Source organism: Streptomyces sp. TS71-3, assembly GCF_018327685.1.
Classification (GTDB): Bacteria; Actinomycetota; Actinomycetes; order Streptomycetales; family Streptomycetaceae; genus Streptomyces.
The window spans coordinates 2,563,548-2,588,595 of the sequence record NZ_BNEL01000001.1 but is presented as its reverse complement, the minus strand read 5'-3'; the positions used below and the strand labels follow the sequence as shown (position 1 = coordinate 2,588,595).

The following is a 25,048-nucleotide window of genomic DNA, read 5'->3' as shown; positions in this document are numbered from 1 at the left end:
AGGGCCGTGGCGCGGCCGATGCCGCTGGTGGCGCCGGTCACCAGAGCCGAGGTTCCGGAGAGTTCGGATGTCATGGTTCACCCACATTCGGTTACGTGAATCAGTACTTGCGGCCGGCTCCCGTGCCGGCCGCGTGGGTGTAAGCGGTGAGGGGGTCGCGGGGTTTCCCGTCCGGCGTGACTGGCCTCTTATGGCCGCCATAAGCGGTTCCGGCCTTCCGCCCTCTGGCCAGGTCAGCCCACCGGCACCGGGTCGCGGGGGGTGCGCCGGGGGCCCTGCTCGTCGAGAGCGAGGACGAAGCGGGCGAGGTCGCGGCGGTGGGAGCTGGCCGGCCAGACCGCCCAGGTGCGCCGGACCAGCGGGTGGCCGGCCAGCGGGGACCAGACGACGTTCTCGGGAAGCTGCTGGGACCACTCGGGCGGCGCCAGCGCGAACGCGTCGCCTCCGGTGACCGCCGCGAACTTCACTTCGGCGATCAGCTCCTGGCCCTCGGCGGCGGCCGGGCCCAGGTCCAGGCCGTGGCTGCGCAGGATCGCGGTCAACTCGTCGTACCAGGCGGGGCTGCCGGAGCGGGGGAAGCCGACCCAGTTGAGGCCGGCGAGGGCGTCGAGCGCGACGCCGTCCGGGCCGGCGGTCCGTGCGGCCTGCTCGGCGGCGAGCAGCACCCCGAGGTGCTCCTCGACGACGAGGACGGCGTCCAGGTCCTGGCCCACGGGGTGCTCCCGGACCAGGCCGACGTCGATGTCCCCGCGGCGCAGCGACTCGAACTGCACCGACGTCGACATGTGGCTGACCTGCACCCGGGTGGCCGGGTAGGCGGCGGCGAGTTCGGCGAGGGGGCGGGAGAGCAGGTCGCCGGGGAGTTCCAGGGGGATCCCGAGGCGCAGGACGCCACCGCCCGCCGCGGTGTGCCGGGCGACGGCGGAGAGCGCCTGGTCGTAGCGGGCGAGCACCGCGCGGGCCTCGGCGAGCAGGGTCATTCCGGCGTCGGTGGCCTTCACCCCGGTGCTGCTGCGCACCAGGAGCTGGACGCCCAGCTCCCGTTCCAGGGCGCTCATCGTCTGGGACAGGGCGGGCTGGCTGACGTGCAGCCGCCGTGCCGCCCTGGAAAGCCCGCCCTCTTCGGCGACGACGACGAACGCCCGCATCTCTCTCAGCTCCACGGGTCCATCCCACCACGGGTTCCCGCGGAGGGCTTGGGCCGGAAAAGCGCCCCTGTCGGGGGAGCCTTACAGGCTGGGTACCCCGGTTCCATCATGGGGCGCGGGACTGTGTCCTGGGGGTACCTCCCACGCCCTTGAGGCAGTGGGGGAGGCTCCGCCGCGTGGGCGCGAGCAACTACCCACCCGCCGATGGTCCGGAAACGACAGAACCAGCCCCCTCGGGACGGTGACGACCTGACGGTCTCGTCGTGGCTGGTCGCGCAGTTCCCCGCGCCCCTTGCGGGGCGCGGCCTTACAACTGAGTGCCGCCAGTGCCCTCAAGGGGCGCGGGACCGCGTCCTGGGGGTACCTCCCACGCCCTTGAGGCAGTGGGGGAGGCTCCGCCGCGTGGGCGCGAGCTACGGCGACGACCCAACGGTCACGTCACGGAGAAGGCGCGCCCCGGCAGTCGGCCGACCCGCGGACGCGCCTACGTTCCGAAGAACACGTCGAACTCCTCGTACAGTTCCAGCGGCACCCGTTTGGCCGTGGCCAGTGCCTCCCTGAGCGGTACGCGGACGATGTCCGTGCCGCGCACCGCCGTCATCGTGCCGAAGTCGCCGTCCCACACCGCCGCGACCGCCTGGAGCCCGAAGCGGGTGGCCAGCCAGCGGTCGTTCGCCGTCGGGGTGCCGCCGCGCTGCACGTGGCCGAGCACCGTGGTGCGGGCCTGCTTGCCGGTGCGCCGTTCGATCTCGTCGGCCAGCCAGTCGCCGATGCCGGAGAGCCGGACGTGGCCGTACTCGTCCCGGGATTCGTCCCTGACCACGAGCTGCCCGGCCTCCGGAACCGCGCCCTCCGCGACCACGATGACCGGCGCGCGGCGGAGCTGGAAGCGGCTGAGGACCCAGCCGCACACCTGCTCCACGTCGAAGGCGCGCTCCGGGATCAGGATGGCGCTGGCACCGCCGGCCACGCCCGCGTGCACCGCGATCCACCCGGAGTGCCGGCCCATCACCTCCACCACCAGCGCCCGGCGGTGCGAGGCGGCGGTGGTGTGCAGGCGGTCGATGGCCTCGGTGGCGATGCTGACGGCGGTGTCGAACCCGAACGTGTAGTCGGTGCCGCCGACGTCGTTGTCGATGGTCTTGGGCACCCCCACCAGCCGGACGCCCTCGTCGGCGAGCCGCTGCGCCACCCCGAGGGTGTCCTCGCCGCCGACCACCACCAGCGCGTCGATGCCGCGGACGTCGAGGGTGCGCTTGATCCGCGCGATGCCGTCCTCGGTGCGGAGCGGGTTGGTGCGGGAGGCTCCGAGGATGGTGCCGCCGTGCGTGAGGATGCCCCGCACGCTCGGCACGTCCAGGGGGACGGTGACGTCCTCCAGCGCACCGCGCCAGCCGTCCACGATGCCCACGAACTGCCAGTCGTACTCCTGCACGCCCCTGCGGACGATGCCCCGGATCACCGCGTTGAGCCCAGGGCAGTCGCCGCCCCCGGTGAGCACTCCGACTCGCATGGTGCGTCTCCCTGCGCCTGGTCCTCCCCGTCCAGGTTGGACCCATATGCGGCGGGCCGCACGGCGGGCGCGGCCGGCTCCGCCGCACGGCCGGACCCGGCCGGACTCGACCGGGATCAGCGAACCGGGATCAGCCGGGCTCAGAGCAGGCGGCTCATGTACACGCTGTGAGGGTCGTCCCTGTACTCGCCGAAGGGCGGGCAGTACGCGAAGCCGAACTTCGCGTACAGCGCGCGTGCCGGGGCGAAGAACTCGGCCGACCCGGTCTCCAGGCTCAGCCTGCGGTAGCCCCGCCGGCCGGCCTCCGCGACGATGTGCGCGAGCAGCCAGGAGGCGATGCCGCTGCGCTTGCGCACGGGGTCGGTGCGCATGGACTTCAGCTCGGCGTGGTCGCCGTCGAGCTCCTTGAGCGCGCCGCAGCCCACCAGGGCGCCGCCGTCCCTGACCGACCAGAAGGTGATCTCGGGCCTGCGCAGCCCGTCCAGGTCCAGGGCGTGCTTGCTCTCCAGCGGGCTGAGGGTCTTCATCTCGCTGACGTGCGCCGCCAGGAAGGCCGCGATGTCATCGCCGGAGAGGTCGTCGACGGCTATGTCCATCCTGATCCCCCTACCCTCCCTTTCTCGATGGCCGTCCGTCGTCCGGGGCGCTCAGATCAGCTCGACCAGGTCCGCGATGGAATCGACGACCGTCGAGGGGCGGAACGGGTAGTCGTCGACCTCGCCCGGTGAGGTCAGCCCGCTGAGCACGAGGAAGGTCGTCATGCCGGCCTCCAGACCGGCCAGCACGTCGGTGTCCATCCGGTCGCCGATCATCGCGCTGGTCTCGGAGTGCGCACCGATCGCGTTCAGGCCCGTGCGCATCATCAGCGGGTTGGGCTTGCCCGCGAAGTACGGGTCCTTGCCGGTGGCCTTGGTGATGAGCGCGGCGACCGAACCGGCCGCGGGCAGCGGGCCCTCGGCGGACGGCCCCGTCTCGTCCGGGTTGGTGCAGATGAACCGCGCGCCGTCCTTGATCAGCCGCACCGCCTTCGTCATGGACTCGAAGGAGTACGTGCGCGTCTCGCCCAGGACGACGTAGTCGGGCTCGTGGTCGGTGAGCACGTACCCGATGTCGTGCAGCGCGGTCGTCAGTCCCGACTCGCCGATGACGTAGGCGGTGCCGCCCGGCCGCTGGTCGTCCAGGAACTTCGCCGTGGCCAGGGCGGACGTCCAGATGTTGTCCACCGGCACGTCCAGGCCCATCCGGGAGAGGCGGGCGTGCAGGTCGCGAGGCGTGTAGATGGAGTTGTTGGTGAGCACGAGGAACGGCCGGCCCGAGTCGCGCAGCCGCTTGATGAACGCCTCGGCGCCCGGGATCGGCACCCCTTCGTGGATGAGCACCCCGTCCATGTCGGTGAGCCACGATTCGATGGACTTGCGCTCTGCCATGTGCCGGTCTCCTGCCGTACTGGGGATACCCCGGTGCGGGGTGCCGGACCTCGGTTCCGACGCGGACAGCCTAATCGTGCGGGCGCCCTAGTCGGCGGGGGTGGGGGAGGCCGCGGGCGCGGCGGGTTCGGGCGGCATCGCGGGTTCGGCGGGCGTTGCGGATGCGGCGGGGGTTGCGGCTGCCGCAGGCGTTGCGGATACGGCAGGCGTTGCGGCTGCCGTAGGCATTGCAGATACGGCGGGGATGGACGGGGCGCGGCCGAAGAGGGGTGCGAGGAGGAGTTGGGCGGCGCCCTCGGCCACGGCGCGCGGCCCGCCCGGGGCGAGGGCGACCGGGACGGCCGGGTCGCGCCCGGTGCGGCCGGCGCGCTCGGCGAGCACGGCGGCCACCCCGCGTACGAAGCGTTCGCCGGTGACGGCGCCGGAGTTGATCGTGGCGCCGCCGAGGAGGACCCGGTCGACGTCCAGCAAGGCGGTGAGGTTCGCCGCGCCCTCCCCCAGCACGCGGGCGGCACCGGCGAGGTCGCCGCGGGCCGCGGCGTCCAGGCAGAGGGCTTCCACGCAGCCGTGGTTGCCGCAGGAGCAGAGGGGTCCGTCCAGCAGGATCACCTGGTGCCCGAACTCGCCCGCGCCGGTGCGGGCGCCCCGGCGTACGGCGCCGTCGAGGACGAGCCCGGCGCCCAGGCCGGTGCCCAGGTGCAGGTAGGCGAAGGAGTCGACCCCGGACGGTCCGAGGTCCGTGCTCAGGGAGAGGCCGAGGGCCGCGGCGTTGGTGTCCTTGTCGACGGCGACCGGCAGGCCGAGGCGGCGGGCGAGCACATCGCGGAGCGGGAAGCCGTCCCACTCGGGGAAGCCGGTGACCCGGTGCAGCACCCCGAGCCGGTGATCGAGCGGCCCCGGCGCCGCGACACCCACGCCGAGCACTGCGGGGGCGGCGCCTGGCGGCTGGGCGGTGCCCGGCCGTTGGGCGGCGGCCGGCTGTTGGGCGGCGGCCGACCGTCCGGCGGCTTCCGTCAGCGCCCGGACCTCGCGGACGACCAGGTCCACCACTTCTCCGGCGCCCGCGCCCAGGTCCAGCGGGCCGTGGCGTTCCGCCACGACGGTTCCGGTCAGGTCCGCCAGCACCGCCGTGCACGCGTCACGGTCCAGGTGCAGCCCGACGGCGAACCGGGCGCCGGGCACCAGGCGGAGGGCGGTGGGCGGCTTGCCGCCCGTGGACGCGCGGCGCCCTGCGGGCGCGGCCAGCCCCTCGGTCCGCAGGCGCGCGGTGATCTTACTCACGGCCTGCGGGGTGAGCCCGGTGCGGTCGGCCAGCTCGCGGCGGCTGATGCCGGCGGTGCCGGCGACGCGGAGGAGGTCCAGCACGAGGGCGGTGTTGTGCCCGCGCAAGGCGGGAAGACCGGCCCCGGCCGGCCACCCCGGCACGGCGGCGTGCGCCGGCGCACCACTCTGCTGTCCGTCCACCACGCCCGCCTCTTCCTCTTCGTTCACCCTCGCACGTACCGGCCGGTGGCCGGACCACGACCGAAACACCCCTTCAGGTCGGTGGCGTCTTCCGGTCCCGTCATGGCTGGTCGCCGGTTCCCCGCGCCCCTTCATGACGGGGCTGCGCCCCGATAGGGGCGCGGGGAACTGCGCGAGCAACCACAACGAAGCCGCAACGTCGTCACCGGCCCAAAGGGGCAGTCCCGGTCGTGGTCCGGCCACCGGCCGGTAGCTGGTCGCCACCGACCGGAAGGCACAGCCCGGCCCGCACCCGGCCACCGGCCCGCCGCCGGTTGCTCACCCGGTCCCCCGCGCCCGTCAGGGCGCCCTTGCACTTTAGCAACACTGTTGCCAAAGTGGTCGCCATGACCGCCATGACAGGTACCGGAACCGACACCCCCCTCCGCGTCGCCCTCGTCGGCTACGGACTCGCAGGCTCCGTCTTCCACGCCCCGCTGATCACCGCCGCAGGCGGCCTCGCGCTCGACACGATCGCCACCGGCAGCGAGGAGCGGCGGGAGCAGGCGCGTGCGGAGTTCCCCGACGTCCGGTTCGCCGCGGGCGCGGATGACGTGTGGGCCCGGGCGGGCGAGTTCGACGTGGCCGTGATCGCCTCCCCGAACAGGACCCACGTCCCGTACGCGACGGCCGCGCTCAAGGCGGGCCTGCACGTCGTCGTGGACAAGCCGCTCGCGGCCACCGCCGCCGAGGCCCGTGAGCTGTCCACGCTCGCCGAGCGGCAGGGGCGGCTGCTCTCCGTCTTCCAGAACCGCCGTTGGGACAACGACTTCCTGACGCTCCGCCGGCTCCTCGACGAAGGCACGCTCGGCGACGTCTGGCGCTTCGAGTCGCGCTACGAGCGGTGGCGCCCGCAGCCCAAGGGCGGCTGGCGCGAGTCCGGCGACCCCGAAGAGGTCGGAGGTCTGCTCTACGACCTGGGGAGCCACGTGGTCGACCAGGCGCTCGTCCTGTTCGGCCCCGTCGTCCGGGTGTACGCCGAGTCCGAGACACGCCGCCCGGGTACGGGCGCGGACGACGACACGTTCCTCGCCCTCACGCACGCCGGCGGCGTCCGCTCCCACCTCCATGTCTCCTCGACGGCGGCGCAGCTCGGCCCGCGCTTCAGGGTGCTCGGCTCCCGCGCCGGCTACGTCAAGTACGGGCTCGACCCCCAGGAGGCCGACCTCCGCGCCGGCCGGCGGCCCGCCGGCGAGGCCGACTGGGGCCGGGAGCCGGAGTCCGAGTGGGGCCACGTCACCACCGGCCAGTCCCCCATGACCGGGCACGGCGACCCGTACCCCTCCCTCCCCGGCGACTACCCCGCGTACTACACGCGCCTCGCCGCCGCCCTGCGGACCGGCGGGCCGAACCCGGTCACGGCCGGCGAGGCGGCGGCGACCCTGGAGGTCCTTCAGGCCGCACGCCGATCCGCGGAGACGGGCACGACCGTCACGCTGTGACGACGAGGCCCGGGTGCCCCGCACGTGACGGGGGCATCCGGGCCTTGGGATCTCGGGGCCCTGGGCCGCACGCGGGCCCGCCCGAAGGCCAGGACCGCCCGAGGGCGATCGGGGTTACGCCGCGCCGAACTCCTGCCGCTGGCGGCCGAGTCCCGCGATCTCCAGCTCCACCACGTCGCCGGCCCGCAGGTACGGCTTGGGTTCCGGGCGGCCCATGGCCACGCCCGCGGGGGTTCCGGTGTTGATGACGTCGCCGGGGTAGAGCGTCATGAACTGGCTGACGTACCGGACCACCTCGGCCACCGGGAAGATCTGGTCGGCGGTGCTGCCGTCCTGCTTCAGCTCGCCGTTGACCCAGGTCCTGAGCGAGAGCTTCTGCGGGTCGGGCACCTCGTCCGCGGTCACCAGCCAGGGGCCGAGCGGGTTGAACGTCTCGCAGTTCTTGCCCTTGTCCCAGGTGCCGCCGCGCTCGATCTGGAACTCGCGCTCGGACACGTCGTTGGAGAGCGCGTACCCCGCGACGTGCGCGAGCGCCTCCTCGTGGGACTCCAGGTAGCGGGCCGTGCGGCCGATGACGATCGCGAGCTCCACCTCCCAGTCGGTCTTGGTGGAGCCGCGCGGCACGAGAACGGTGTCGTTCGGGCCCACCACCGTGTCCGCCGCCTTGAAGAAGATGACCGGCTCGGAGGGCGGCTCGGCCCCGGTCTCGCGGGCGTGGTCGTGGTAGTTGAGACCGATGCAGACGACCTTGCCGATCCGCGCCAGCGGCGGGCCGATCCGCCCGGGGGCGTCGAGCACCGGCAGCTCGCCCGACTCGCCCGCGGCCCGGACCCGGATCAGTGCGTCGTCGTCGGCGAGCAGGGCGCCGTCGACGTCCGTGACGAGTCCGGACAGGTCGCGCAGGCTCCCGTCGTCGGCGAGCAGCGCGGGACGCTCCTCGCCGGCCGCACCGACACGCAGCAGCTTCATGGTGGATCTCCCTAGGTGTTGCTGGGCTGTTGCCCCGGCCCGGCCCTGCCGCGGCCGGGCACGACCGGTCGCGGCGGGGCATCGGATGTTTGGTTGATCCTCCAAGCAGAACGTTCCCGCCGCAATACCCCGCCCACGCTCTGGACCACGGACCCCGCCGGATCCGGAGGCCGAGGCGGTGCGGCGGGTTCCGCCCGTCACGCGGGCGAGCTGCCCGAGCCCTCCGCCGGCTTCGCGGCCTCGGCCGGGCCCGGCAGCACGGCGGCCCGGGGGAAGCGGGTGGTCTTGAGGGCACGGGCGAGCCGGCCGGCCGGCGTGGCGCCGGTGGCGGCCCTACTGGACCCGGCCCCGGCGGACTCGGGCTCGGCGGACCCGGCCTTGGCCGCCTTCGCCGCGACAGCCTTCGCCGCCCCGGCCGGTGCGGCCTTCGCGGTGGCGGCTGCCCGGCGGTTGCGGGCGCGGGCCTTCGGACCCTGCGAGGCGCCGTCCGCCGTGGGGGCCGCCGCGGAGTCGGCCGCGGGCGCGTCCTTGTGCAGCATCGCGCGCTCCACGACGCTCCAGGTGGTACTGGTGACCACGTACAGCGCGGCGGCGAGCGGCACGACGGCGACCGTGATCAGGGTGAGGAACGACATCAGTGGCATGGCCTTCGTCACGGCGGCCATCGCGGCCATCGGCTCGCCCTGCCCGTCACGACCGGCCACGTCACGACCGGACCTGCCGGCCTTGGCCGTGCCGTTCTTCGCCATGCCGTTCCTGGCCGAGCCGTTCTCGGCCGTGCGGCTCTTGGCCGAGCTGTTCCTGGCCGTGCCGCCCTTGGTCGCGCCGCCCTTGGCCGTTCCGGACGCGCTCGCGGTGGCCGCCTCGTTCGCGGCCATCGTCCGCTTGGTCTTGCGGTAGTTGAACGTCGCAACCACCGCGACGATGACGAACAGTCCCAGGTACACGAGGCCGCGCGTCCCGAAGAGCCCGCCGTGGGCGAGCGCCCCGGCGAAGCGGCCCCCGAGCGGTGAGCCGAAGAGGGTGTGGCCGAGCAGGGCGTTGGGCTGGCCGCCCATGCGCGCCGAGGAGAAGATCCGGTAGAGCAGGAAGAACGCCGGGACCTGGAGCAGGCTCGGCAGGCAGCCCGACAGCGGCGAGACCTTCTCCTCCTTGTACAGCTCCATCGTCGCCTTCTGGAGCTGCTCGGGGTTCTTGTGGTGCCGGCGGCGCAGCTCCGCGATCCGCGGGGAGAGCCGCGCCTGGGCGCGCTGCCCGCGCGCCGCGGCCCGCGACAGGGGATGGACGAGGAGCCGCACGAGCATGGTGAAGAGCACGATCGCGGCGGCGGTGGCGGAGGTGTGGAACACCGGTTGCAGCGCGTGGCCGAGCTGCATGACCAGGTCGGCGAAGGTCGCGAAAACAGACATGGGAAACCCCTCCTGGGGATCTCGTCGTGCCGGGAAAGAGCGTGCTGAACGCGTCGGCGTGACGGCCCGCGGAGGGGCGGCGGGGGCTGCGGGGCAGCCCGGATCCGCACGGTGGTGCCCGTGGGGACTCTCAAGGGTCGGGCCCGTCCCGTCATCTGGATCGGGAGGCCCGTCGCGGGCGGGCACGGTGCCCGCCCGCGGTCAGGAGGGGCGCCGCTCGGCGACCGCCGTCTGACCCCGTGTAACCCCTACACGGCCGTCGGGGACGGCCGTCCTGGCGCTCGTGGCCTGTTGCGGCCGGGCGCGTCGGGGTCGCGTTGCGGGAGGAACGCGGTGCGCAGCGCGCGTTCGCGCAGGGTCGTACGGACCCTGGTGTGCGGCACGGCGGGGGCACTGCGCGAGATCCGCAGGGAGCAGAAGACGAGTGCGGCGCCGGTCGCGGCGGTGGCGGCGAAGGCGACGACCACCGGGACACCGCCCGCGCCCGCCAGGGCGACGAGGACGGTCTCGGCGAGCAGGAAGAGCAGCAGGACCGCGGGCCGCAGCGTCATCTGGAGCCCTGCCCGGATCGTGGGGATCCGCGTCATGCCTGCCCTCCTCTCACCGCTCGTCGCCGCTCGTCGCCGTTCGTCGTCGTTCGTCGCGGAGGCACGGACGTGTCGTCACGTTGCCATTCGGGTTCGTGTCGTCACGTGCCTGTGTGCTCGACCGTACGCGGGGGACGGCGCGGGTGCCCCGGATCGGAGGTGTGGCTTACGTCACCGGTCCCTCCACCACGGGGAACGCGTCCACGTGCCGTGGTGGAGGGACCGGTGAGGTCCTGGGCCGATGGCGGAGGGGAGTCCGTTCCGCCGGGCGGGCCGGGCTAGGGCGTGCTCGGCACGGCGGCCTCGGCGGCCTGCCCTTCGGCGGCCTCCGCGGCAGCGGCTTCCGCGGCAGCGGCCTCCTCGGCGGCGACGTCGACCGGCTGGAGGAACCTGCGCGGGCGCAGCAGCGCGCGGCTGACCGGATTCGCCGGCTCCTGCTCCAGGCCCGGCCCGGGGCGCATCTCGACGTCCTCGACCGGGACGAATATCCGGCACTCGGGGCACTCCCCGTGGACACCGAGTTCCGTGCCGCACGCGACGTGGTGGAACGTGCGCAGCGGCCTCGTGTCGGGGAACGTCTCCTCGCCCCACACGCCCAGCCCGCGCAGCGTCGGCCAGAGGGCGCAGCCCCGGGGGGTGATGACGTACTCGTAGCGCGGCGGCGAGTCCTGGTAGCGGCGCTTCTCCAGGACGCCCGCGGAGGTCAGCGTCTGCAAGCGGGCGGCGAGCACGGCGCGCGGGATGCCCAGGTGGACGAGGAAGTCGTTGTAGCGCCGCACGCCGTACAGCGCGTCACGCACCAGCAGCAGGGTCCAGCGCTCGCCGACGACCTCCAGCGCGCGGGCCATCGAGCACTCCTGCGCCGCGTAGTCCTTACCAAGAGCCATGGCGCCAGTGTAGCCATCGCCACGAGGTAAGTTCAATGAACGAACTTTAGATGGTACGGTGCTGGCGAGCCCAAGGTTCATTCACTGAATCAAGAAGGGGTCCAGGCCGCCGTTCCCCTGCCGCCCTGCCCGTTCTCGCCCTGCCCGTCATCGCCCCGCCCGAGCGTGGAGGACCTCGCCATGTCCCGTCCCATGTCCCGTCCCCCGTACCCCTCTGACACCGCCGCGACGACCGCGGAAGCCGGCACCACGACGCCGTCGCCGCCTCCGCCCGCCCCTGACGGGGAACCCGCGGGTCCCAGAACGCCGGCGGCCCAGGCCCCGGCCGCGGCCCCGGCGGACGGCGCGGGGTTGCGGCCCGCGGCCACCCTCGCCGTCACCAGCGCCGCGACCGCCGTGGCCCTGATGTCGTACACCGCCCCGATGGTCACGCTCTCGGACACCGCCGCCTCGCTCGGCAGCTCGGTGTCCGTACAGGCCTGGCTGCTGAACGGCGCGCCGCTGGGGCTTGCCGCGCTGCTGCTGGTCGCCGGCAGCCTCGCGGACGACTACGGCCGCCGGAAGGTCTTCCTCTCCGGCACCCTCGCGCTCGGGATCACCACGGCGCTCGGGGCACTGGCCACCGACACGTGGCTGTTCGTGCTGGCCCGCCTCGCCCAGGGAGCGGCGAGCGCCGCGGTGCTGGCCAGCAGCCTCGGCCTGCTCGTGCACGCCTTCCCGACCGCGCACGGCCGGGTGCGGGCGACGGGGGTCTGGGGTGCGTTCGTCAGCGGCGGCATCGCGTTGGGACCGCTGCTCGCCGGCTGGCTCGCGACGTTCGACTGGCGATGGGCGTACGTCGTGCTCGGCATAGCGGGGCTGCTGATCGCGGCCCTCGGCGGGGGCGCGCTGGTGGAGTCGAAGGCGCCGCGCCCTGGCCGGCCGGACCTGGCGGGCGCGGCGGCGCTCAGCGGTGCGCTGGTGGCGCTGCTCGCGGCGCTCACGCTCGGAAGGGACGGCTGGGTGCGCCCCTCCGTGGGCCTGCTGCTGCTCGCGTTCGCCCTGCTGATCTGGGCCTTCGTGGCGGTCGAGCGGCGCACGGCGAGCCCGATGATCGACCTGGGGCTGCTGCGGCGCCCGCTGTTCCTGGCCGCGTCCTCGGGCGGGCTGTTCACCGGCCTCGCGGTGATCGGCCTCTACAGCTTCCTGCCCACCCTGGTGCAGGGCGCGCTGGGCCTGAGCCCGCTGGGCACGGCGTGGCTGTACATGGCGTGGTCGGGCACGTCCTTCGTGGTCGCGCTCCAGGCGCGCCGCCTCGTCCAGTCCCCGCGCCTCGCGGGCCGGATCTCGGCGCGCCACCAGCTCGCGCTCGGCTTCGTGCTGCACGCGGCCGGGGTGCTGACGATGCTGGGCGCGATGGCCTCCGGCCACTGGACGCGGCTGTTGCCGGGCCTGTTCATCACGGGAGTCGGCAGCGGCCTGCTGAATGCCGCGCTGCCGCTGCTCGCCGTCGAGTCGGTGCCCAGGGATCGGGCCGCGATGGGGTCCGGCGCGAACAACACCGCCCGCTACATCGGTTCGTCGGCGGGCGTCGCGCTGACCATCGCGGTCGCCACCACCGCCGGGGGCGGGGGCTCCCGGGGCGGTGCCGCGGCGCTGGCCCACGGTACGGACATCGCCGTGCTGGTGTCGGCGGGGCTGGCGGTGGTCGCGGCGGTGGCGGCGCTGGTGCTGCGCGAGCGCCGCTGAGGTTCTTGGTCGGCCCGGCCGAGGGCGGGCGGCGGGGGGTCCGGGGTACCCCGGCTGTCCGTTCGGGGCGGTGGCGGGCTGCGGCTCTCCCGAGGAGGCGCGACTCGCCGCGCCCCTGATCGGGGCGCAGCCTTGTCCCTCAGGGGCGCGGGGAACTGCGCGAGCAACCACCCACCCACCGGTGGTCCGGCGACGGCCCCGACTGCCCCTTCGGGACGGTGGCGGACTGCACGTCTCGTCGTGGCTGGTCGCGCCCACGCGGCGGAGCCGCAAATCGGCACAGCCCCGCGCCCCTAAGGGCGGGGCTGCGCCCCGATCAAGGGGCGTCGGGGCGGAGGGGCCACGGGCGGGGGACCGGAAGCGACCGGTCCTGCTCCGCCGGAGTGGGGCGGCAGTACGGTTTGCTCATGTGTCCCGACACGCCTGCTGCCGGCAACCCCCGTCACCCCTCGACCGCCGCCGACGCCCCGAACTCCCACGGCGCCGCACCGAGCAACCCCGTCGACCCCGCCGACCAGGTCGACCACATCGCCGAAGCCGAACGCCTGGAGCGCACCGCCGCCCTCTACCCCGAGGACGCCGAGCACCTGCTGCTCCAGGCCGGGGCGCATCTGGAGCTGGCCGGCGCACGCGAGCGCGCCACCTCCCTCTACGACCGCCTGCTCTCCTCCTTCGCGCCGGAGGATCTGGACAACCCCCAGCTGATCAAGGCGCTCAAGGCCGCGAACCTCTGGGAGTACGGCCACGAGGCGGAGGCCCGCGCCATCATCGAGGGCGTCCGCGCCGCCGCCCCCGCCGACCCGGCTCCCTGGGTGATCGTCGCGGAGACCCTTGAGGCGCACGACGAACTCGACGCGGCGCACGAGACGTTCTCGCAGGCGATGGACATCCTGCTGCCCGCCGGCGCGGAGACCCCGGACACCGCCGAGGCCCACCCGCTCCTCTTCGGCCGCCACCGCGTGCGGCGCATGCTCGGCGCGGACCACGACGACCGGGACCGCCTCGCGGACGCCCTGCACGCCGCGCCGGTCTCCCTCGACGAGCTGCACGACCCCAAGCGCGTCTGGTCCCTGGGCTCGGACAACCCCGCCGAGCTGCGCGCCGAGATCTCCCGCCTCCGCGCCGAACTGGGCGCCTACCGCGCGGCCCTGTCCCGCCCGTTCCCGGTGGCGGTGCTGCACTGGCCGGCCGCCGAACTCGCCGAGCTGACCGACGCGTATCCGTCGCTGACCACCGAGTACCCCTCCCACGAGGAGCACCTCGCCACGATAGAGCGGTCCCTGCGGGAGCTCGCCGCGTCCGGCACGGCCAACCTCGGCATCGTCTCCGCCACCGTCCCCTCGTACGAGGCCTTCGCCGCCTCCGAGGCGTCCTCCCCCACCGACGCCACCCTGCTCCCCCAGTACGCCACCACCCTCGCCGCCCGCGGCCGCGCCCTGCCCTGGCCCCCGCCCTCGGCGGATCCCTGCTGGTGTGTCTCCACGCGGCCGTACGCCGACTGCCACGGCACCGGCACCGGCACCGGCACCGGCACCGAGTAGGCCGCCGGCCGTGCGGGGTGCGGGGCCCGGACCGGGGGGCGCGCACCCGGCCTCCCCCGGTCCCACCCGGCCGGTGATCCCAGCCCGAAGACGCCGGCACGCGCGCGGAGTCGGCGGCTGGACGGCTAGCCTCGAAGCCGTCGGCACGGGACCGCCCGGTCCCCCGTATCGGAGGTCCTGATGGCTCTCGGCACCACCCGCCCCGCCCGCGTCCCCAGCGCTCCCGTGGCCGCCGCCGGACTCGTCGGCGGGTACGCCGTGGCGCGGTGGACGAAGCGCCGCGAACTCGGCGGGGCGGTGCTGGCGGTGGCGGGCGCCGCCGCCGGATGGCAGTGGTGGCGGCAGGCCGGGGGGAGGACGGCGGGGGCGCTGGGCGTCGCGTACGTCGGCGCGTTCGCCGGCTCGCACCCGCTGGCCAAGAAGGTCGGCGCCTGGCCCGCCGTCTTCTCGGTGGCCGGCGGGATGGCCCTCGCCTCCTGGGCACTCGCGGACCGGCACTCCGCCTGAGCCATCCCGATTCGGGCCCTGGGCGCCTGGCCCCCGCGAGCGGAGCGCCCGGGCTCCTGACGCTTGACTCCTGGCTCCTGGCTCCTGACCTGGTGCTCGCCCCGCAACCAGGACCCCGTTCCTGCAATGGGCGTAAAATCCCTTTATGGGCGTTATGCGGCGCGCGCGGCCTGATCGTACGCGGTCACGGTCAGCCATCGGTGGCTACCGGATCGGCAGCGATCAGATCGGCAGCGACCGGATGGGCAGCGACCGGATGGGCAGCGACCGGATCGACAACCGAACCGGCAGCGGCCCGATCGACCGGGCGGCACACCGGCAGCAGGCCCACCCGCGGCCTGTGCCGTGCGTCCGGCGGCCCGTCGGCAAGCCGGACGCGACGCGGCCGGCGGAAAAAGCACGGCCGGCCCCGGCAGCGCAGCCGACCGTGGCGGCGCCGCGGACCGCGAGGCGGGCAGGCGCCTCCGCAGGGCACGCCCGTCGACGGCGCCCCCGCAGGGAGCGGGCTGCGCACGACGTACCCGCATGGGGCGCCCGGAGCGCGGCGGTGAACCGCGGCGCGCCGTCGCGGCGGGAGAGCGGCCACCGGGCGTGGCGCCTGGTAGTGGCCGTCGGAAGGTGAGGGGCAGTGCAGAGTCCGGTCGCCATCGCAGGTTCCGGCCTCGAACAGCTCGATCTCGTGCTGACCGAGGCCGTGCGGGAGGCCGGTGCCACCTCAGGCATGCTCTACCTGCTGCCGAGGGGCGAGCAGGTGCTGCGGCTGGCGACGCTGACGGGAGTCCCGCAGCAGATCATGACCCCCTGGATACGGGTGCGGCTCGCCGCACCCCTCCCGGCGAGCGATGCCGTCCGCGAACACCGCCTGGTGTGGCTGAGCAGCCAGGAAGAGGTGGCCCGGCGCTACCCCGGCACCTCCCTCGTGCTGCCCTACCGTTTCGCCATCGCCGCCATGCCGATCACCGAGGGCGGCACCGACTGGGGCTGCCTGGCGCTCGGCTGGTCGGGCTCGCACCTGCCCCAGCTCGCGCCGGACGAGCGCGAAGCCATGGAGAACTGCTGCCGCAGCCTCGGCATGCTGCTGCGCAGCGCCGACGGCATGGGCCGTCCCGTGCTGCCCGGCACCCAGCCGAGGCTGCTGCAACCGCAGCGCGCCCGCACCCCGTCGCGGGAAGCGGCGCTCGCCGCGGCCGACTTCGCCCAGCGGCTGCCGGGCGGCTGCTGCTCGCTCGACGTCCAGGGCCGGGTGAGCTTCGTCTCCGACAACGCGGCCGAGATGCTGGGCGCCGAGGCGTCCGAGCTACAGGGCGCCACCCTCCGCGAGGTGCTGCCCTGGATGGACGACCCCGTCTTCGAGGACCGCTACCGCTCCGCGGTGATCAGCCGCGAGTCCACGTCCTGCAGCGTCCTCAAGCCCCCGGACGACTGGCTCACGTTCTACATCCACGCGGACGGCCACGGCGTGAGCATGCGCATCGTCTCCGCCGCGACGGACGAGGCCCCGGACAGCGCGTCGCTGCTGCGGCCCCCCGCCTCCCCGGGGCGGGCCACGGCGCTGTACTACCTGGTGCACCTGGCCGCCACGCTCACCGAGGCGCTGGGGGTGCAGGACGTGGTCGAGCACGTCACCGACGAGATCATGCCCGTCTTCCGCGCGCAGGCGCTGGCGCTGATGGTCGCCGACGAGGGCCGGCTGCGGATCATCGGCCACCGCGGATACCCGGCCGAGCTGATGCGCGAGTTCGACGCCGCGCCGCTCGACGCGGACACCCCGGCCAGCCACATCCTGACCACCGGCATACCCCGCTTCTTCACCAGCTTCGCCGAGCTCAAGCGCGCCTATCCCAAGGCGGTCCTGCGGGACTACAAGTCGTCCTGGGCGTTCCTGCCACTGATCGCGTCCGGCCGCATCGTCGGCTCGCTGGTGCTCGCCTACGACCGGACGCACACCTTCGCGGAGGACGAGCGCTCCATCCTCACCGCGCTCGCCGGCCTGATCGCGCAGGCCCTGGACCGGGCCCGGCTCTACGACTCCACGCAGGACCTCGCCCGCAGCCTCCAGGCCAGCCTGCTGCCCCAGGCACTGCCGCACGTGCCCGGCCTCAAGGTGGTCGCCCGCTACCTGCCGGCGACCCGCGGCATGGACATCGGCGGCGACTTCTACGACGTGATGCGCGACGGGCCCGCCAGCACGGCGGTGACGATCGGCGACGTCCAGGGGCACAGCGTGTCCGCGGCGGCGCTGATGGGGCAGGTGCGCACCGCGGTGCACGCCACCGCGGGGTCGCCGCCCGGCGAGGTGCTCTCCCGCACCAACCGGCTGCTCACGGACCTCGACCCCGGGCTGTTCACCAGCTGCCTGCACGCCCGGCTGGACCTCGTCCGGCACCGCGCCTGCCTGGCCTCGGCGGGCCATCCCCCGCCGCTGCTGCGGCACGCCGACGGGCACACCGAGGTGATCGACCTGCCGGTCGGACTGCTGCTGGGCATCGACTCCGCGGCGGACTACGCGACGACGGAGGTGGACCTGCCGCCCGGTGCGGTGCTGGTGTTCTACACCGACGGTCTGGTGGAGGCGCCGCGGACCGATCCGGACGAGGCGACCGCGGCGCTCGCCGACGCCGTCGCCCGTGCGGGGAACCAGCCCATGGAGGCGCTCGCCGACACCCTGGTGCAGCATGCGTCGCGGCACACGCCGCGGCTGGACGACCTCGCGGTACTCCTCATCCAGACCTCACACGGCGGCCCGGCCTCGGTACGCCAGGGGTGACGCCCGCCGCGTCCGGGACGCGATGCGGGGCCGCGCCCCGGCCCACCCAGGGGCGCGGGGCTGTGTCGTTGTGCGGCTCCGCCGCGTGGGCGCGAGCAACCACCCACCCACCGGCGGTCCGGACACGACCCCAACTGCCCCTCCAGGCCGGTGGCGACCTGACGTCCCCCACCGCCTGAAGGGCGTGGGAGGTGCCCCCAGTCGTGGCTTGTCGCTCCCCCACTGCCTTGAGAGCGTGGGAGGTACCCCGACCCCGCGCTCCCAGGTTGGCCGGGGCGCAGCCCCGCCTGAAAAGGAGCGCGGGGAACTGCGCGAGCAACCACCCACCCACCGATGGTCCGGACACGACAGAACCAGCCCCGTCAGGTCGGTGACTACCCGACGGTCACGTCGTGGCTTGTCGCACGGTTCCCCGCGCCCCTGAAAACTGGCTGCGCCCCTGCGGGGATACCGCTCAGCCCCACCTGCCGGGACGGCGTGACTGCGGAGTCAGGTCGGCGACGACCCCGTAGTGGTCGCTGACCTGGACGCCGCGTACGGGCTCCACCCCGGCGCGTTCGCACGCCGCCACCCGCAGCGTCGGCCCGTACGATCCGCACCGCACCATGATGTAGTCGATGCGCCGCCCCTCCTCGTCCGGCATGTCGCCGCGCCGGACCAGCGGGTTCCGTGGCGAGAACGTGTGGCCGGAAGAGGGCGTGGCGTCGCGGTGGAGCCTGAGCCAGGCGTCCTGGTAGCGGACGCTCATGCCGTCCAGCGACTGCCGGCCGGACAGGAACCGGATCGACGCCGCGTCCGGCGCCGCGTCGAGATCGCCGGCCAGCACCACGTGCCGGGCGCCCCACACCGTGACCGCCTCCTCCACCAGCCGGGCCGTGGCCACCGCCTGAAGCTCCCGTTCGTGCTCGAAGCCGTACGGGAAACTCGGCTTGTGGTGGACCACGAGCACGTTCCCCAGCGGCTCGGGCATCGGCAGCTCCGCCGCGACGACACCGCACCACGGGGTGCTCGCGGTCCGCTCGGTCACCCGCAGCTCGTCCTGCTCGATCCGGCCGAACGGCCGGCGCGCGGCCAGCACCGCCCCCACCCCCTCGAACGGCTCGGCCGACCAGTGCGGATGCGGCGCCACGTGCCAGCCGTCGGCGCGCAGCCGCGTGGCCTCCTCGCCGGTGATCTCCTGGAGTGCGACGACGTCGGGTGCGAGCTGCTCCAGCAGCGCCCCGAGCGCGGCCCGGCGCAGGCCGCCGTTGGCGTACTGGGGCTCCAGGACGTTCATCGTCAGCACCCGCAGCCGCCCGGCGCCGGCGCGGGGCGGCTCGGGCTCGCCGGCCGCGCCCGTCAGGTCGCCCATCCGCGACGGGATGCTCCCGGGTGACGTGCTCAAGGCAACCGCCTCTCCGCTCGCGCGCCCTCGGCGGCCGCGGTCACCGCCGGGGCTGGTCCTGGGTCGTGCGAGTGCCCCGGAACGTCGTCCGGTACGCACCCGGGGAGACCCCGAGCGCCGCGTGGAAGTGCTGCCGCAGGGACGCCCCGGTGCCGAAGCCCGCCTCCGCCGCGATCCGGTCCACCGTGCGGTCGGTCTCCTCCAGGAGCTGCCGGGCCCGGTCCAGGCGCCGCTGGGTCAGCCACTGGACGGGGGTGAGGCCGGTCTCCTCGCGGAATCTGCGGCTGTAGGTGCGCACGCTCATCGCCTCCCGGACCGCGAGTTCCGCCAGCGTGATCCGCTCGCCCAGCCGCCCCAGCGCCCAGGCGCGCGAGGCGGACGTGGACGTGGAGCGGTCCTGCACCACCGGCCGCCGGATGTACTGCGCCTGGCCGCCCTCCCGGTGCGGCGGCACCACGCAGCGCCGCGCCACCTCTGGGGGTACCTCCCACGCCTTTCAGGCAGTGGGGGAGCGACGGCGGCCCCGTGGTCCCGGCGGATCATGTGCAGGCACAGGTCGATCCCGGCCGCCTCGCCCGCCGAGGTGAGCACCCGGCCCTCGTCGACGTAGAGCACGTCCGGGTCGGTGGCCACGGCCGGGAAGGCCCGCGCGAACTCCTCCGCGGAGCTCCAGTGCGTGGTGGCCCGGCACCCGTCCAGCAGGCCCGCCGCGGCGAGCACGAACGCGCCCGTGCAGATCCACGCGATCCGGCTGCCGGGCGGCACGGCCGCCAGCGCGGCGGCGAGCGGCTCGGGGAGGCCGCCGGCGGCGGTGAGCGACTCGTCGTGCTCGTGGGAGGCGGGCACGATCACGGTGCCTGCGGCGGCCAGCAGGTCGGCGCCGTGCGGCGCGTGGATCGGGAAGTCGGCGTCGGTGCGGACCAGGCCCGGGGTGATCGCGCAGGTCAGCACCTCGTAGAGCGGGTCCCCCGCGGGGATGGAACGTGCCGTTCCGAAGAGCTGGTGAACGAGGCCCAGCTCCATCGGGAGCACGCCGTCGCGAACGAGCACGGCGATCCTGTGGGGCTTGGCCCCGGTTGGCCGCTGGAGCTTCGCCCCGGTGGCCGCTCTCCGTGGTTGCCGGTGCCTTCCATGGCTTGATTCTTGCATATGGGAGTAATCCGGCCACTGGTGGCCCCCACGGGCAGCGGCCCGAACGCGCCAGAACCAGGCCCCTCAGGACAGTGCCGACTCGACGGTTTCGTCGTGGTTGCTCGCGCAGTTCCCCGCGCCCCTGGAATCCGCCCTGAAAAGCGGGGCTACGCCCCGGCCCACCCAGGGGCGCGGGGAACTGCGCAAAACCACCCACTCACCGGTGGCCCGACGGAGCCGTCCCCGCAGCCCTAAGTCGCCGGGGCGCGACCCCGCGACGGGGTCGCCGCCGCCGTGAGCGGGGTGGCGATGGACTCCAGCGAGCGGCGTTCCGCGCGCACCGCGCACGCCGCCGCCACCAGGCCCGCCGCGCACATCAGCGCCGCTCCGATCTGGAACGCCAGTACCGTGTCGCCGACCTTGCCGCTGCCGGTGAGGTCGGCGAAGACCAGGGGGCCCGTGATGCCGCCGGCCGCCGTGCCGATGGCATAGAAGAACGCGATGGCCAGGGCGCGGGTCTCCATCGGGAAGATCTCCGAGACGGTGAGGTACGCGCTGCTCGCGCCGGCCGACGCGAAGAACAGCACCACGCACCAGCACGCCGTGAGCGTGGCCGCGCTCAGCACGCCGCTGTCGAAGAGCGCAGCCGTGCCGAACAGCAGCACCCCGGAGAGCAGGTACGTGGAGGAGATCATGATGCGGCGGCCCACGGTGTCGAAGAGCGGGCCGAGCAGCAGCGGCCCGAGCAGGTTGCCGGCGGCGATCACCGCGAAGTAGTAGCCGGTGTCCCCGCTCGGCACGTCGAAGAACGTGGTGAGGATGGCGCCGAAGCCGAAGGTGATCGCGTTGTAGAGGAACGCCTGGCCGACGAAGAGCGCGAAGCCGAGCGCGCTGCGCTTGCGGTAGGACGAGAACAGGGTGCGGGCGATCTCCAGGAAGCCGATCGTGGTGCGCTGGTGGATGGTGATCTCACTCGCTGCCGGCGGCAGTTCCCGGCCGGTCTCGGCGGCCACCCGCCGTTCCACCGAGTCCACCAGCCGTTCCGCCTCCTGCTCGCGGCCGTGGATGATCAGCCATCGCGGGCTCTCGGGTACGTTCCGCCGCACCAGCAGCACCACCAGGCCGAGCACGACGCCCAGCCCGAAGGTGAGCCGCCAGCCGAGGTCCTTCGCGAAGAGGTCGGTGTCCAGCATCACGATGGACAGCAGCGACCCGCCGATGGCGCCCAGCCAGAAGGTGCCGTTGATGATCAGGTCGACCCGGCCGCGGTAGTCGGACGGGATGAGCTCGTCGATGGCCGAGTTGATGGCCGCGTACTCGCCGCCGATGCCGAGGCCGGTGAGGAAGCGGAAGACGAAGAACCACCAGGACTCGAACGAGACGCCGGTCAGCGCGGTGGCCGCCAGGTACACCACCAGCGTCACCATGAAGAGGCGCTTGCGGCCGAACCGGTCGGTCAGGTGGCCGAAGAACAGCGCGCCCACGCAGGCCCCGGCGACGTACAGCGCGGCCGCGACGCCCGTGATCTGGCCCGAGTCGATGTGCAGGCCGCTGCCGGGTTCGGAGAGCCGGCCGGCGATGTTCCCGACGACGGTGACTTCCAAGCCGTCCAGGATCCACACGGTGCCCAGGCCAATGACGATCATCCAGTGCCAGCGCGACCAGGGCAGGCGGTCCAGCCTGGCGGGTACGGCGGTGGTCACCACGCCGGTTCCTCTGGAGGCTGAATCGGACACGGTTCCCTCCTTCGAACGGTGACCCGCCGGGTGGGCGGGTGCGCGTACGTGAATGTGGGTGCGTGTGCCCGCTCGCCGCCGTTTCTCACGTACCCGTTGGAGTGGGCCGTGTGCCCGTCGCAGTGGCCCGTGTGCCCGTTTCGGTGGGCCGTGCCCCGGCCCGTGCCGCCTGCCTCCCGGTGGCCGCCGCACGGCGCCCGTCCCCCGGTGGCCTACGCCCCCACCGCCCGCGACACCGTGTAGATCGCCAGGCCCGCGAGCGAGCCGACCACCGTGCCGTTGATCCTGATGAACTGGAGGTCGCGGCCGATGTGGGCCTCGATCTTGCGCGTGGTCTGGTCGGGGTCCCAGCCGGCCACCGTGTCCGTGATGAGAGCGGTGATCTCTCTCTGGTAGGTGGAGACCACGTACACCGCCGCGCCCTCCACCCAGCCGTCCACCTTGCCGCGCAGCCGGGCGTCCGCGGTCATCCGGCTGCCCAGCGACAGCAGCGACGCGCGCACCCGCAGCCGCAGCTCGCTGCGCTCGTCCTCGGCCGCCGCGACGATCATGCCGCGTACCGCGCCCCACGCCGAGGCGATCAGGTCCTGCACCTCGGAGCGCGCCAGCACCTCCCCCTTGAGCCGCTCCACCCGAGCCCGGGTCTCCGTGTCGGCCTGAAGGTCGGACGCGAAGTCGCGCAGGAAGCGGTCCAGGGCGCCGCGGGCCGGGTGCTCGGGCATGTCGCGCATCTCGGTGACGAACCGGAGGAGTTCGCGGTAGACCCGCTCGCCGACCCGGCGGTCCACGAACCGCGGCGTCCACCCGGGCGCGCCGCCCTGCACCGCGTCGACCACCGAGTCGCCGTGCAGCACCAGCCAGTCGTGCGCGCGGGTGACGACCAGGTCGACGACGCGGGTGTGGCCGCGGTCCGCCACGATCCGCTCCAGCAGCTTGCCGATGCCGGGGGCGATCTCCTGCGCCTCGGCGCGCCGGGTGATCGCCTCGCCGACCACGGCCTGCACGTCGGAGTCCCGCAGCACGGTCAGGGCGCCGCGCAGCGCGGTGGCCAGCTCGGCGGTGACCCGGTCGGCGTGCTCCGGCCGGGCCAGCCACCCGCCCAGCCGACCGGAGATGCCGACCGCGCGCAGCCTGCTCCTGACCACCTCGGAGGAGAGGAAGTTCTCCCCGACGAACTCCCCCAGCGAGACGCCGAGCTGGTCCTTCTTCGTCGGGATGATGGCGGTGTGCGGGATGGGCAGGCCGAGGGGGTGGCGGAAGAGGGCGGTGACCGCGAACCAGTCGGCGAGCGCGCCGACCATGCCGGCCTCGCAGGCCGCCGCGAGGTACCCGGCCCAGGCGCCGGCACCGCTGTTCTGCGCCCACTTCGCCAGCACGTAGACGACGGCGACGAAGAGCAGCAGCCCGGTGGCCGTCGCCTTCATCCGCCGCACGCCGCGGCGCCGTTCGCGGTCCGCCGTGCTGTAGGCGAACGTGGTCGCGGGGGTGGGGAGGGATGCCCCGCGCGCGCCGTCCGGAGGCCCGTCCTGCGGGCGCCGCTCCGCCGCGCGCCCGTCCGCGCCGGGTCCGTCCGTGCCGGATCCGTCCGCGCCAGGCCCATCCGCCCCGGATCCGTCCGCGCCGGATCCGTCCGCCGGATCCCCGCCGTCCTGCTGTCCGTCCTGCCGATTCATCTGCGCCCCGTCCGGTGAGCTGCGCCGTGGCCGGCGCGGATTCCCACGGGCCTTCGTCCCATTGTCGCGTGGCCCACTCTTTGACGGACTCCTGGAACGCGCCGCGAGTTCCCGCCGTCTTCGTGGTCGGGGGGCCTCCCGTGCCCTTCTGCCCCATGACCCATCATGGGGCGCATGACATCGGAGCCTCGGGCTCCCCTTGCCCGAGGAGAAGCAGACCGCATGACCAAGCGTCACGACGGGGGCCCGGGACCGCTGTCCCCCGCCAGATACGGTGCGCTGCTCGCAGCGCTCGTCGCCGTGATCGTGGTCGTCTCGACCGCCATCTACGTCGGTACGTCCCGCAGCGACGGCAGCGGCCGGGACACCCTGGCGGACTCGCACCCCTCGCGGGGCGGTGCCGCGGCGGCCTCCGTGGACACCTGGGTCTCCGCCTGGTCCACGGCTCCCAGCGGCGCCGAGCCGGGCACCGAGCTGACCGGACTCGCGGGCCGCTCGGTGCGCAACGTCGTGCACACCACCGCGGGCGGCACGCACGCCAGGATCACCCTGTCGAACCTGTACGGGCAGCAGCCCCTCACGATCACGCATGCCTCGCTCGCGGTGGCCGCCGCCCCCGGCACCCCGGCGGCCGCGTTCGGCACGCTGCGCAGGCTGACGTTCGGCGGCGCCTCCTCGGTGGTGATCCCGGCGGGCGAGCAGACGCTCAGCGACCCGGTGCGGCTGCACGTGACGCCCGGCTCCGACCTGCTGGTGAGCACGTACTCGCCGACCGAGTCGGGCCCGGTGACGTACCACGCGCACGCCCGCCAGATCTCGTACGTCGCCGAGGGCGACCGCACCGAGGACACCAGCGGCTCGTCCTACACCCAGCAGGTGCCGTTCTGGCGCTACGTGACGGCGCTGGACGTGCTGAGCGGCGACGCGGACGGCACCGTGGTCGTCGTCGGCGACTCGCTCACCGACGGCATCACCTCCACCACCGGCGCGAACCACCGCTGGACCGACGTCCTCGCCGACCGGCTGCGCACGGAGACGGGCGCGCCCCGGTTCTCCGTCGCCAACGAGGGCATCAGCGGCAACCGGATCCTGACCGACGGCCCCGGGCGGCCGCCCGTGAACCTGAGCGGCCTCGCCCGCTTCCAGCGCGACGCGCTCGGCCGGGCGGGCGTGAAGGCGGTCGTGATCGCCCTGGGCGTCAACGACATCCTGCACGACCAGCCCTACGCGAACGCCGGCCGCATCGTCGACGGCCTGCGCGAGCTGGTGCGGCAGGCGCACGGGCGCGGGCTGCGTGTCGTGGGGGCGACGCTGATGCCGTTCGGGGGGCATGTGGGGTACCAGCGGCGGCTGGAGGGCATCCGGGAGACGGTCAATCAGCAGATCCGCGCGGGCCGGGTGTTCGACCACGTCGTCGACTTCGACGCGGCCCTGCGCGACCCGTACGCGCCGCGCAGGCTCCGCCCCGAGTACGACTCGGGGGACCACCTGCACCCGAGCGACGCGGGTTACCGGAAGATGGCGGAGTCCTTCAACCTCAGCGACCTGAAGAGCGCGGCGGCGGCGTCTCTCTGAGGCCCGCCCCGGCGGGGGCGCGGGCACTTTTTGGGGGCACCCCCTGTCTTTTCGGGGCGAAGCCCCGTCTCTTAGGGGCGCGGGGAACTGCGCGACCAGCCACGACGAGCCATCAGGTCGT

Annotated in this window: 18 protein-coding genes and 2 pseudogenes; 6 read left to right on the top strand and 14 right to left on the bottom strand. The window is 74.0% G+C overall.

Annotation, left to right across the window (positions count from 1 at the left end):
- Positions 1-233 precede the first annotated feature (233 nt).
- From Sm713_RS10520 to Sm713_RS10500, 5 genes are all read right to left on the bottom strand, one after another.
- A complete protein-coding gene (locus tag Sm713_RS10520; RefSeq protein ID WP_249416210.1) occupies positions 234-1,163 on the bottom strand; it encodes a LysR family transcriptional regulator in 930 nt (309 codons plus the stop codon).
- Between the two features lie 469 nt (positions 1,164-1,632).
- On the bottom strand, positions 1,633-2,661 hold the full coding sequence (locus Sm713_RS10515) for a 6-phosphofructokinase (RefSeq protein ID WP_212909354.1): 1,029 nt from the start codon (positions 2,659-2,661) through the stop codon (positions 1,633-1,635).
- 140 nt (positions 2,662-2,801) lie between these two features.
- Positions 2,802-3,257: a GNAT family N-acetyltransferase gene (locus Sm713_RS10510; protein WP_212909353.1), complete on the bottom strand. Its 456-nt coding sequence runs from the start codon at positions 3,255-3,257 to the stop codon at positions 2,802-2,804.
- A 51-nt stretch (positions 3,258-3,308) separates the two neighbouring features.
- Positions 3,309-4,088 (bottom strand): HAD-IIA family hydrolase, encoded by a 780-nt coding sequence (locus Sm713_RS10505; protein WP_212909352.1) that lies wholly within the window; start codon positions 4,086-4,088, stop codon positions 3,309-3,311.
- An 87-nt stretch (positions 4,089-4,175) separates the two neighbouring features.
- Positions 4,176-5,579: an ROK family transcriptional regulator gene (locus Sm713_RS10500; protein WP_374195976.1), complete on the bottom strand. Its 1,404-nt coding sequence runs from the start codon at positions 5,577-5,579 to the stop codon at positions 4,176-4,178.
- A 368-nt stretch (positions 5,580-5,947) separates the two neighbouring features.
- Between Sm713_RS10500 and Sm713_RS10495 the strand changes: the two genes are divergently transcribed.
- Positions 5,948-7,033, top strand: a complete 1,086-nt coding sequence (locus Sm713_RS10495; protein WP_212911928.1) for a Gfo/Idh/MocA family oxidoreductase — start codon at positions 5,948-5,950, stop codon at positions 7,031-7,033.
- Between the two features lie 114 nt (positions 7,034-7,147).
- Here the strand turns inward: Sm713_RS10495 and Sm713_RS10490 are convergent, their stop codons facing one another.
- The 4 genes and pseudogenes from Sm713_RS10490 to Sm713_RS10475 form a co-directional block, all read right to left on the bottom strand.
- Positions 7,148-8,002 carry a fumarylacetoacetate hydrolase family protein gene (locus tag Sm713_RS10490; RefSeq protein WP_212909350.1) on the bottom strand — a complete coding sequence of 285 codons (855 nt, stop codon included), beginning with the start codon at positions 8,000-8,002 and terminating at the stop codon, positions 7,148-7,150.
- A gap of 494 nt (positions 8,003-8,496) precedes the next feature.
- Positions 8,497-9,411, bottom strand: a pseudogene (locus tag Sm713_RS10485) (YidC/Oxa1 family membrane protein insertase); the annotation flags it as partial.
- A 248-nt stretch (positions 9,412-9,659) separates the two neighbouring features.
- The gene (locus tag Sm713_RS10480; RefSeq protein WP_212909348.1) at positions 9,660-9,998 is read right to left on the bottom strand and encodes a DUF6412 domain-containing protein; all 339 of its coding nucleotides are present in this window, start codon (positions 9,996-9,998) and stop codon (positions 9,660-9,662) included.
- A 278-nt stretch (positions 9,999-10,276) separates the two neighbouring features.
- Positions 10,277-10,885, bottom strand: a complete 609-nt coding sequence (locus Sm713_RS10475; RefSeq protein WP_212909347.1) for a helix-turn-helix domain-containing protein — start codon at positions 10,883-10,885, stop codon at positions 10,277-10,279.
- Positions 10,886-11,065: 180 nt separating this feature from the next.
- On the opposite strand from Sm713_RS10475, the gene Sm713_RS10470 reads away from it, so the two are divergent.
- The 3 genes from Sm713_RS10470 to Sm713_RS10460 all read left to right on the top strand — a co-directional run bounded on the left by Sm713_RS10470 (position 11,066) and on the right by Sm713_RS10460 (position 14,661).
- Entirely contained in the window at positions 11,066-12,613 is a 1,548-nt protein-coding gene (locus Sm713_RS10470) for an MFS transporter (protein ID WP_249416209.1), read from the top strand.
- 407 nt (positions 12,614-13,020) lie between these two features.
- Positions 13,021-14,154, top strand: coding sequence for a hypothetical protein (locus Sm713_RS10465; RefSeq protein WP_249416208.1), 1,134 nt, complete (start codon positions 13,021-13,023; stop codon positions 14,152-14,154).
- Positions 14,155-14,334: 180 nt separating this feature from the next.
- Positions 14,335-14,661, top strand: coding sequence for a hypothetical protein (locus tag Sm713_RS10460; protein WP_212909346.1), 327 nt, complete (start codon positions 14,335-14,337; stop codon positions 14,659-14,661).
- A gap of 190 nt (positions 14,662-14,851) precedes the next feature.
- On the opposite strand, the gene Sm713_RS10455 is transcribed toward Sm713_RS10460, so the two are convergent.
- On the bottom strand, positions 14,852-14,992 hold the full coding sequence (locus Sm713_RS10455; protein WP_212909345.1) for a hypothetical protein: 141 nt from the start codon (positions 14,990-14,992) through the stop codon (positions 14,852-14,854).
- A 297-nt stretch (positions 14,993-15,289) separates the two neighbouring features.
- Here Sm713_RS10455 and Sm713_RS10450 point away from each other — a divergent pair, with 297 nt between their 5' ends.
- Positions 15,290-17,428, top strand: a complete 2,139-nt coding sequence (locus Sm713_RS10450) for a SpoIIE family protein phosphatase (protein WP_249416207.1) — start codon at positions 15,290-15,292, stop codon at positions 17,426-17,428.
- A 454-nt stretch (positions 17,429-17,882) separates the two neighbouring features.
- Here Sm713_RS10450 and Sm713_RS10445 read toward each other — a convergent pair whose 3' ends face one another.
- From Sm713_RS10445 to Sm713_RS10430, 4 genes and pseudogenes are all read right to left on the bottom strand, one after another.
- Positions 17,883-18,812, bottom strand: a complete 930-nt coding sequence (locus tag Sm713_RS10445; RefSeq protein WP_212909344.1) for an endonuclease/exonuclease/phosphatase family protein — start codon at positions 18,810-18,812, stop codon at positions 17,883-17,885.
- A 40-nt stretch (positions 18,813-18,852) separates the two neighbouring features.
- Positions 18,853-19,835 (bottom strand): annotated as a pseudogene (locus Sm713_RS10440) (GlxA family transcriptional regulator).
- Between the two features lie 359 nt (positions 19,836-20,194).
- The gene (locus Sm713_RS10435; protein ID WP_212909343.1) at positions 20,195-21,679 is read right to left on the bottom strand and encodes an MFS transporter; all 1,485 of its coding nucleotides are present in this window, start codon (positions 21,677-21,679) and stop codon (positions 20,195-20,197) included.
- A 212-nt stretch (positions 21,680-21,891) separates the two neighbouring features.
- Positions 21,892-23,103 carry a DUF445 domain-containing protein gene (locus tag Sm713_RS10430; protein WP_212911924.1) on the bottom strand — a complete coding sequence of 404 codons (1,212 nt, stop codon included), beginning with the start codon at positions 23,101-23,103 and terminating at the stop codon, positions 21,892-21,894.
- A 471-nt stretch (positions 23,104-23,574) separates the two neighbouring features.
- Between Sm713_RS10430 and Sm713_RS10425 the strand changes: the two genes are divergently transcribed.
- Positions 23,575-24,927, top strand: a complete 1,353-nt coding sequence (locus Sm713_RS10425; RefSeq protein ID WP_212909342.1) for an SGNH/GDSL hydrolase family protein — start codon at positions 23,575-23,577, stop codon at positions 24,925-24,927.
- The last annotated feature ends 121 nt before the right edge of the window (positions 24,928-25,048 follow it).

Bases quoted from the DNA above. Each gene is read 5' to 3' on its own strand.
- Sm713_RS10515 (WP_212909354.1), bottom strand. From the start codon at position 2,661: ATGCGAGTCGGAGTGCTCACCGGGGGCGGCGACTGCCCTGGGCTCAAC.
- Sm713_RS10510 (WP_212909353.1), bottom strand. From the start codon at position 3,257: ATGGACATAGCCGTCGACGACCTCTCCGGCGATGACATCGCGGCCTTC.
- Sm713_RS10505 (WP_212909352.1), bottom strand. From the start codon at position 4,088: ATGGCAGAGCGCAAGTCCATCGAATCGTGGCTCACCGACATGGACGGG.
- Sm713_RS10495 (WP_212911928.1), top strand. From the start codon at position 5,948: ATGACAGGTACCGGAACCGACACCCCCCTCCGCGTCGCCCTCGTCGGC.
- Sm713_RS10490 (WP_212909350.1), bottom strand. From the start codon at position 8,002: ATGAAGCTGCTGCGTGTCGGTGCGGCCGGCGAGGAGCGTCCCGCGCTG.
- Sm713_RS10480 (WP_212909348.1), bottom strand. From the start codon at position 9,998: ATGACGCGGATCCCCACGATCCGGGCAGGGCTCCAGATGACGCTGCGG.
- Sm713_RS10475 (WP_212909347.1), bottom strand. From the start codon at position 10,885: ATGGCTCTTGGTAAGGACTACGCGGCGCAGGAGTGCTCGATGGCCCGC.
- Sm713_RS10470 (WP_249416209.1), top strand. From the start codon at position 11,066: ATGTCCCGTCCCATGTCCCGTCCCCCGTACCCCTCTGACACCGCCGCG.
- Sm713_RS10465 (WP_249416208.1), top strand. From the start codon at position 13,021: ATGTGTCCCGACACGCCTGCTGCCGGCAACCCCCGTCACCCCTCGACC.
- Sm713_RS10460 (WP_212909346.1), top strand. From the start codon at position 14,335: ATGGCTCTCGGCACCACCCGCCCCGCCCGCGTCCCCAGCGCTCCCGTG.
- Sm713_RS10430 (WP_212911924.1), bottom strand. From the start codon at position 23,103: ATGAAGGCGACGGCCACCGGGCTGCTGCTCTTCGTCGCCGTCGTCTAC.
- Sm713_RS10425 (WP_212909342.1), top strand. From the start codon at position 23,575: ATGACCAAGCGTCACGACGGGGGCCCGGGACCGCTGTCCCCCGCCAGA.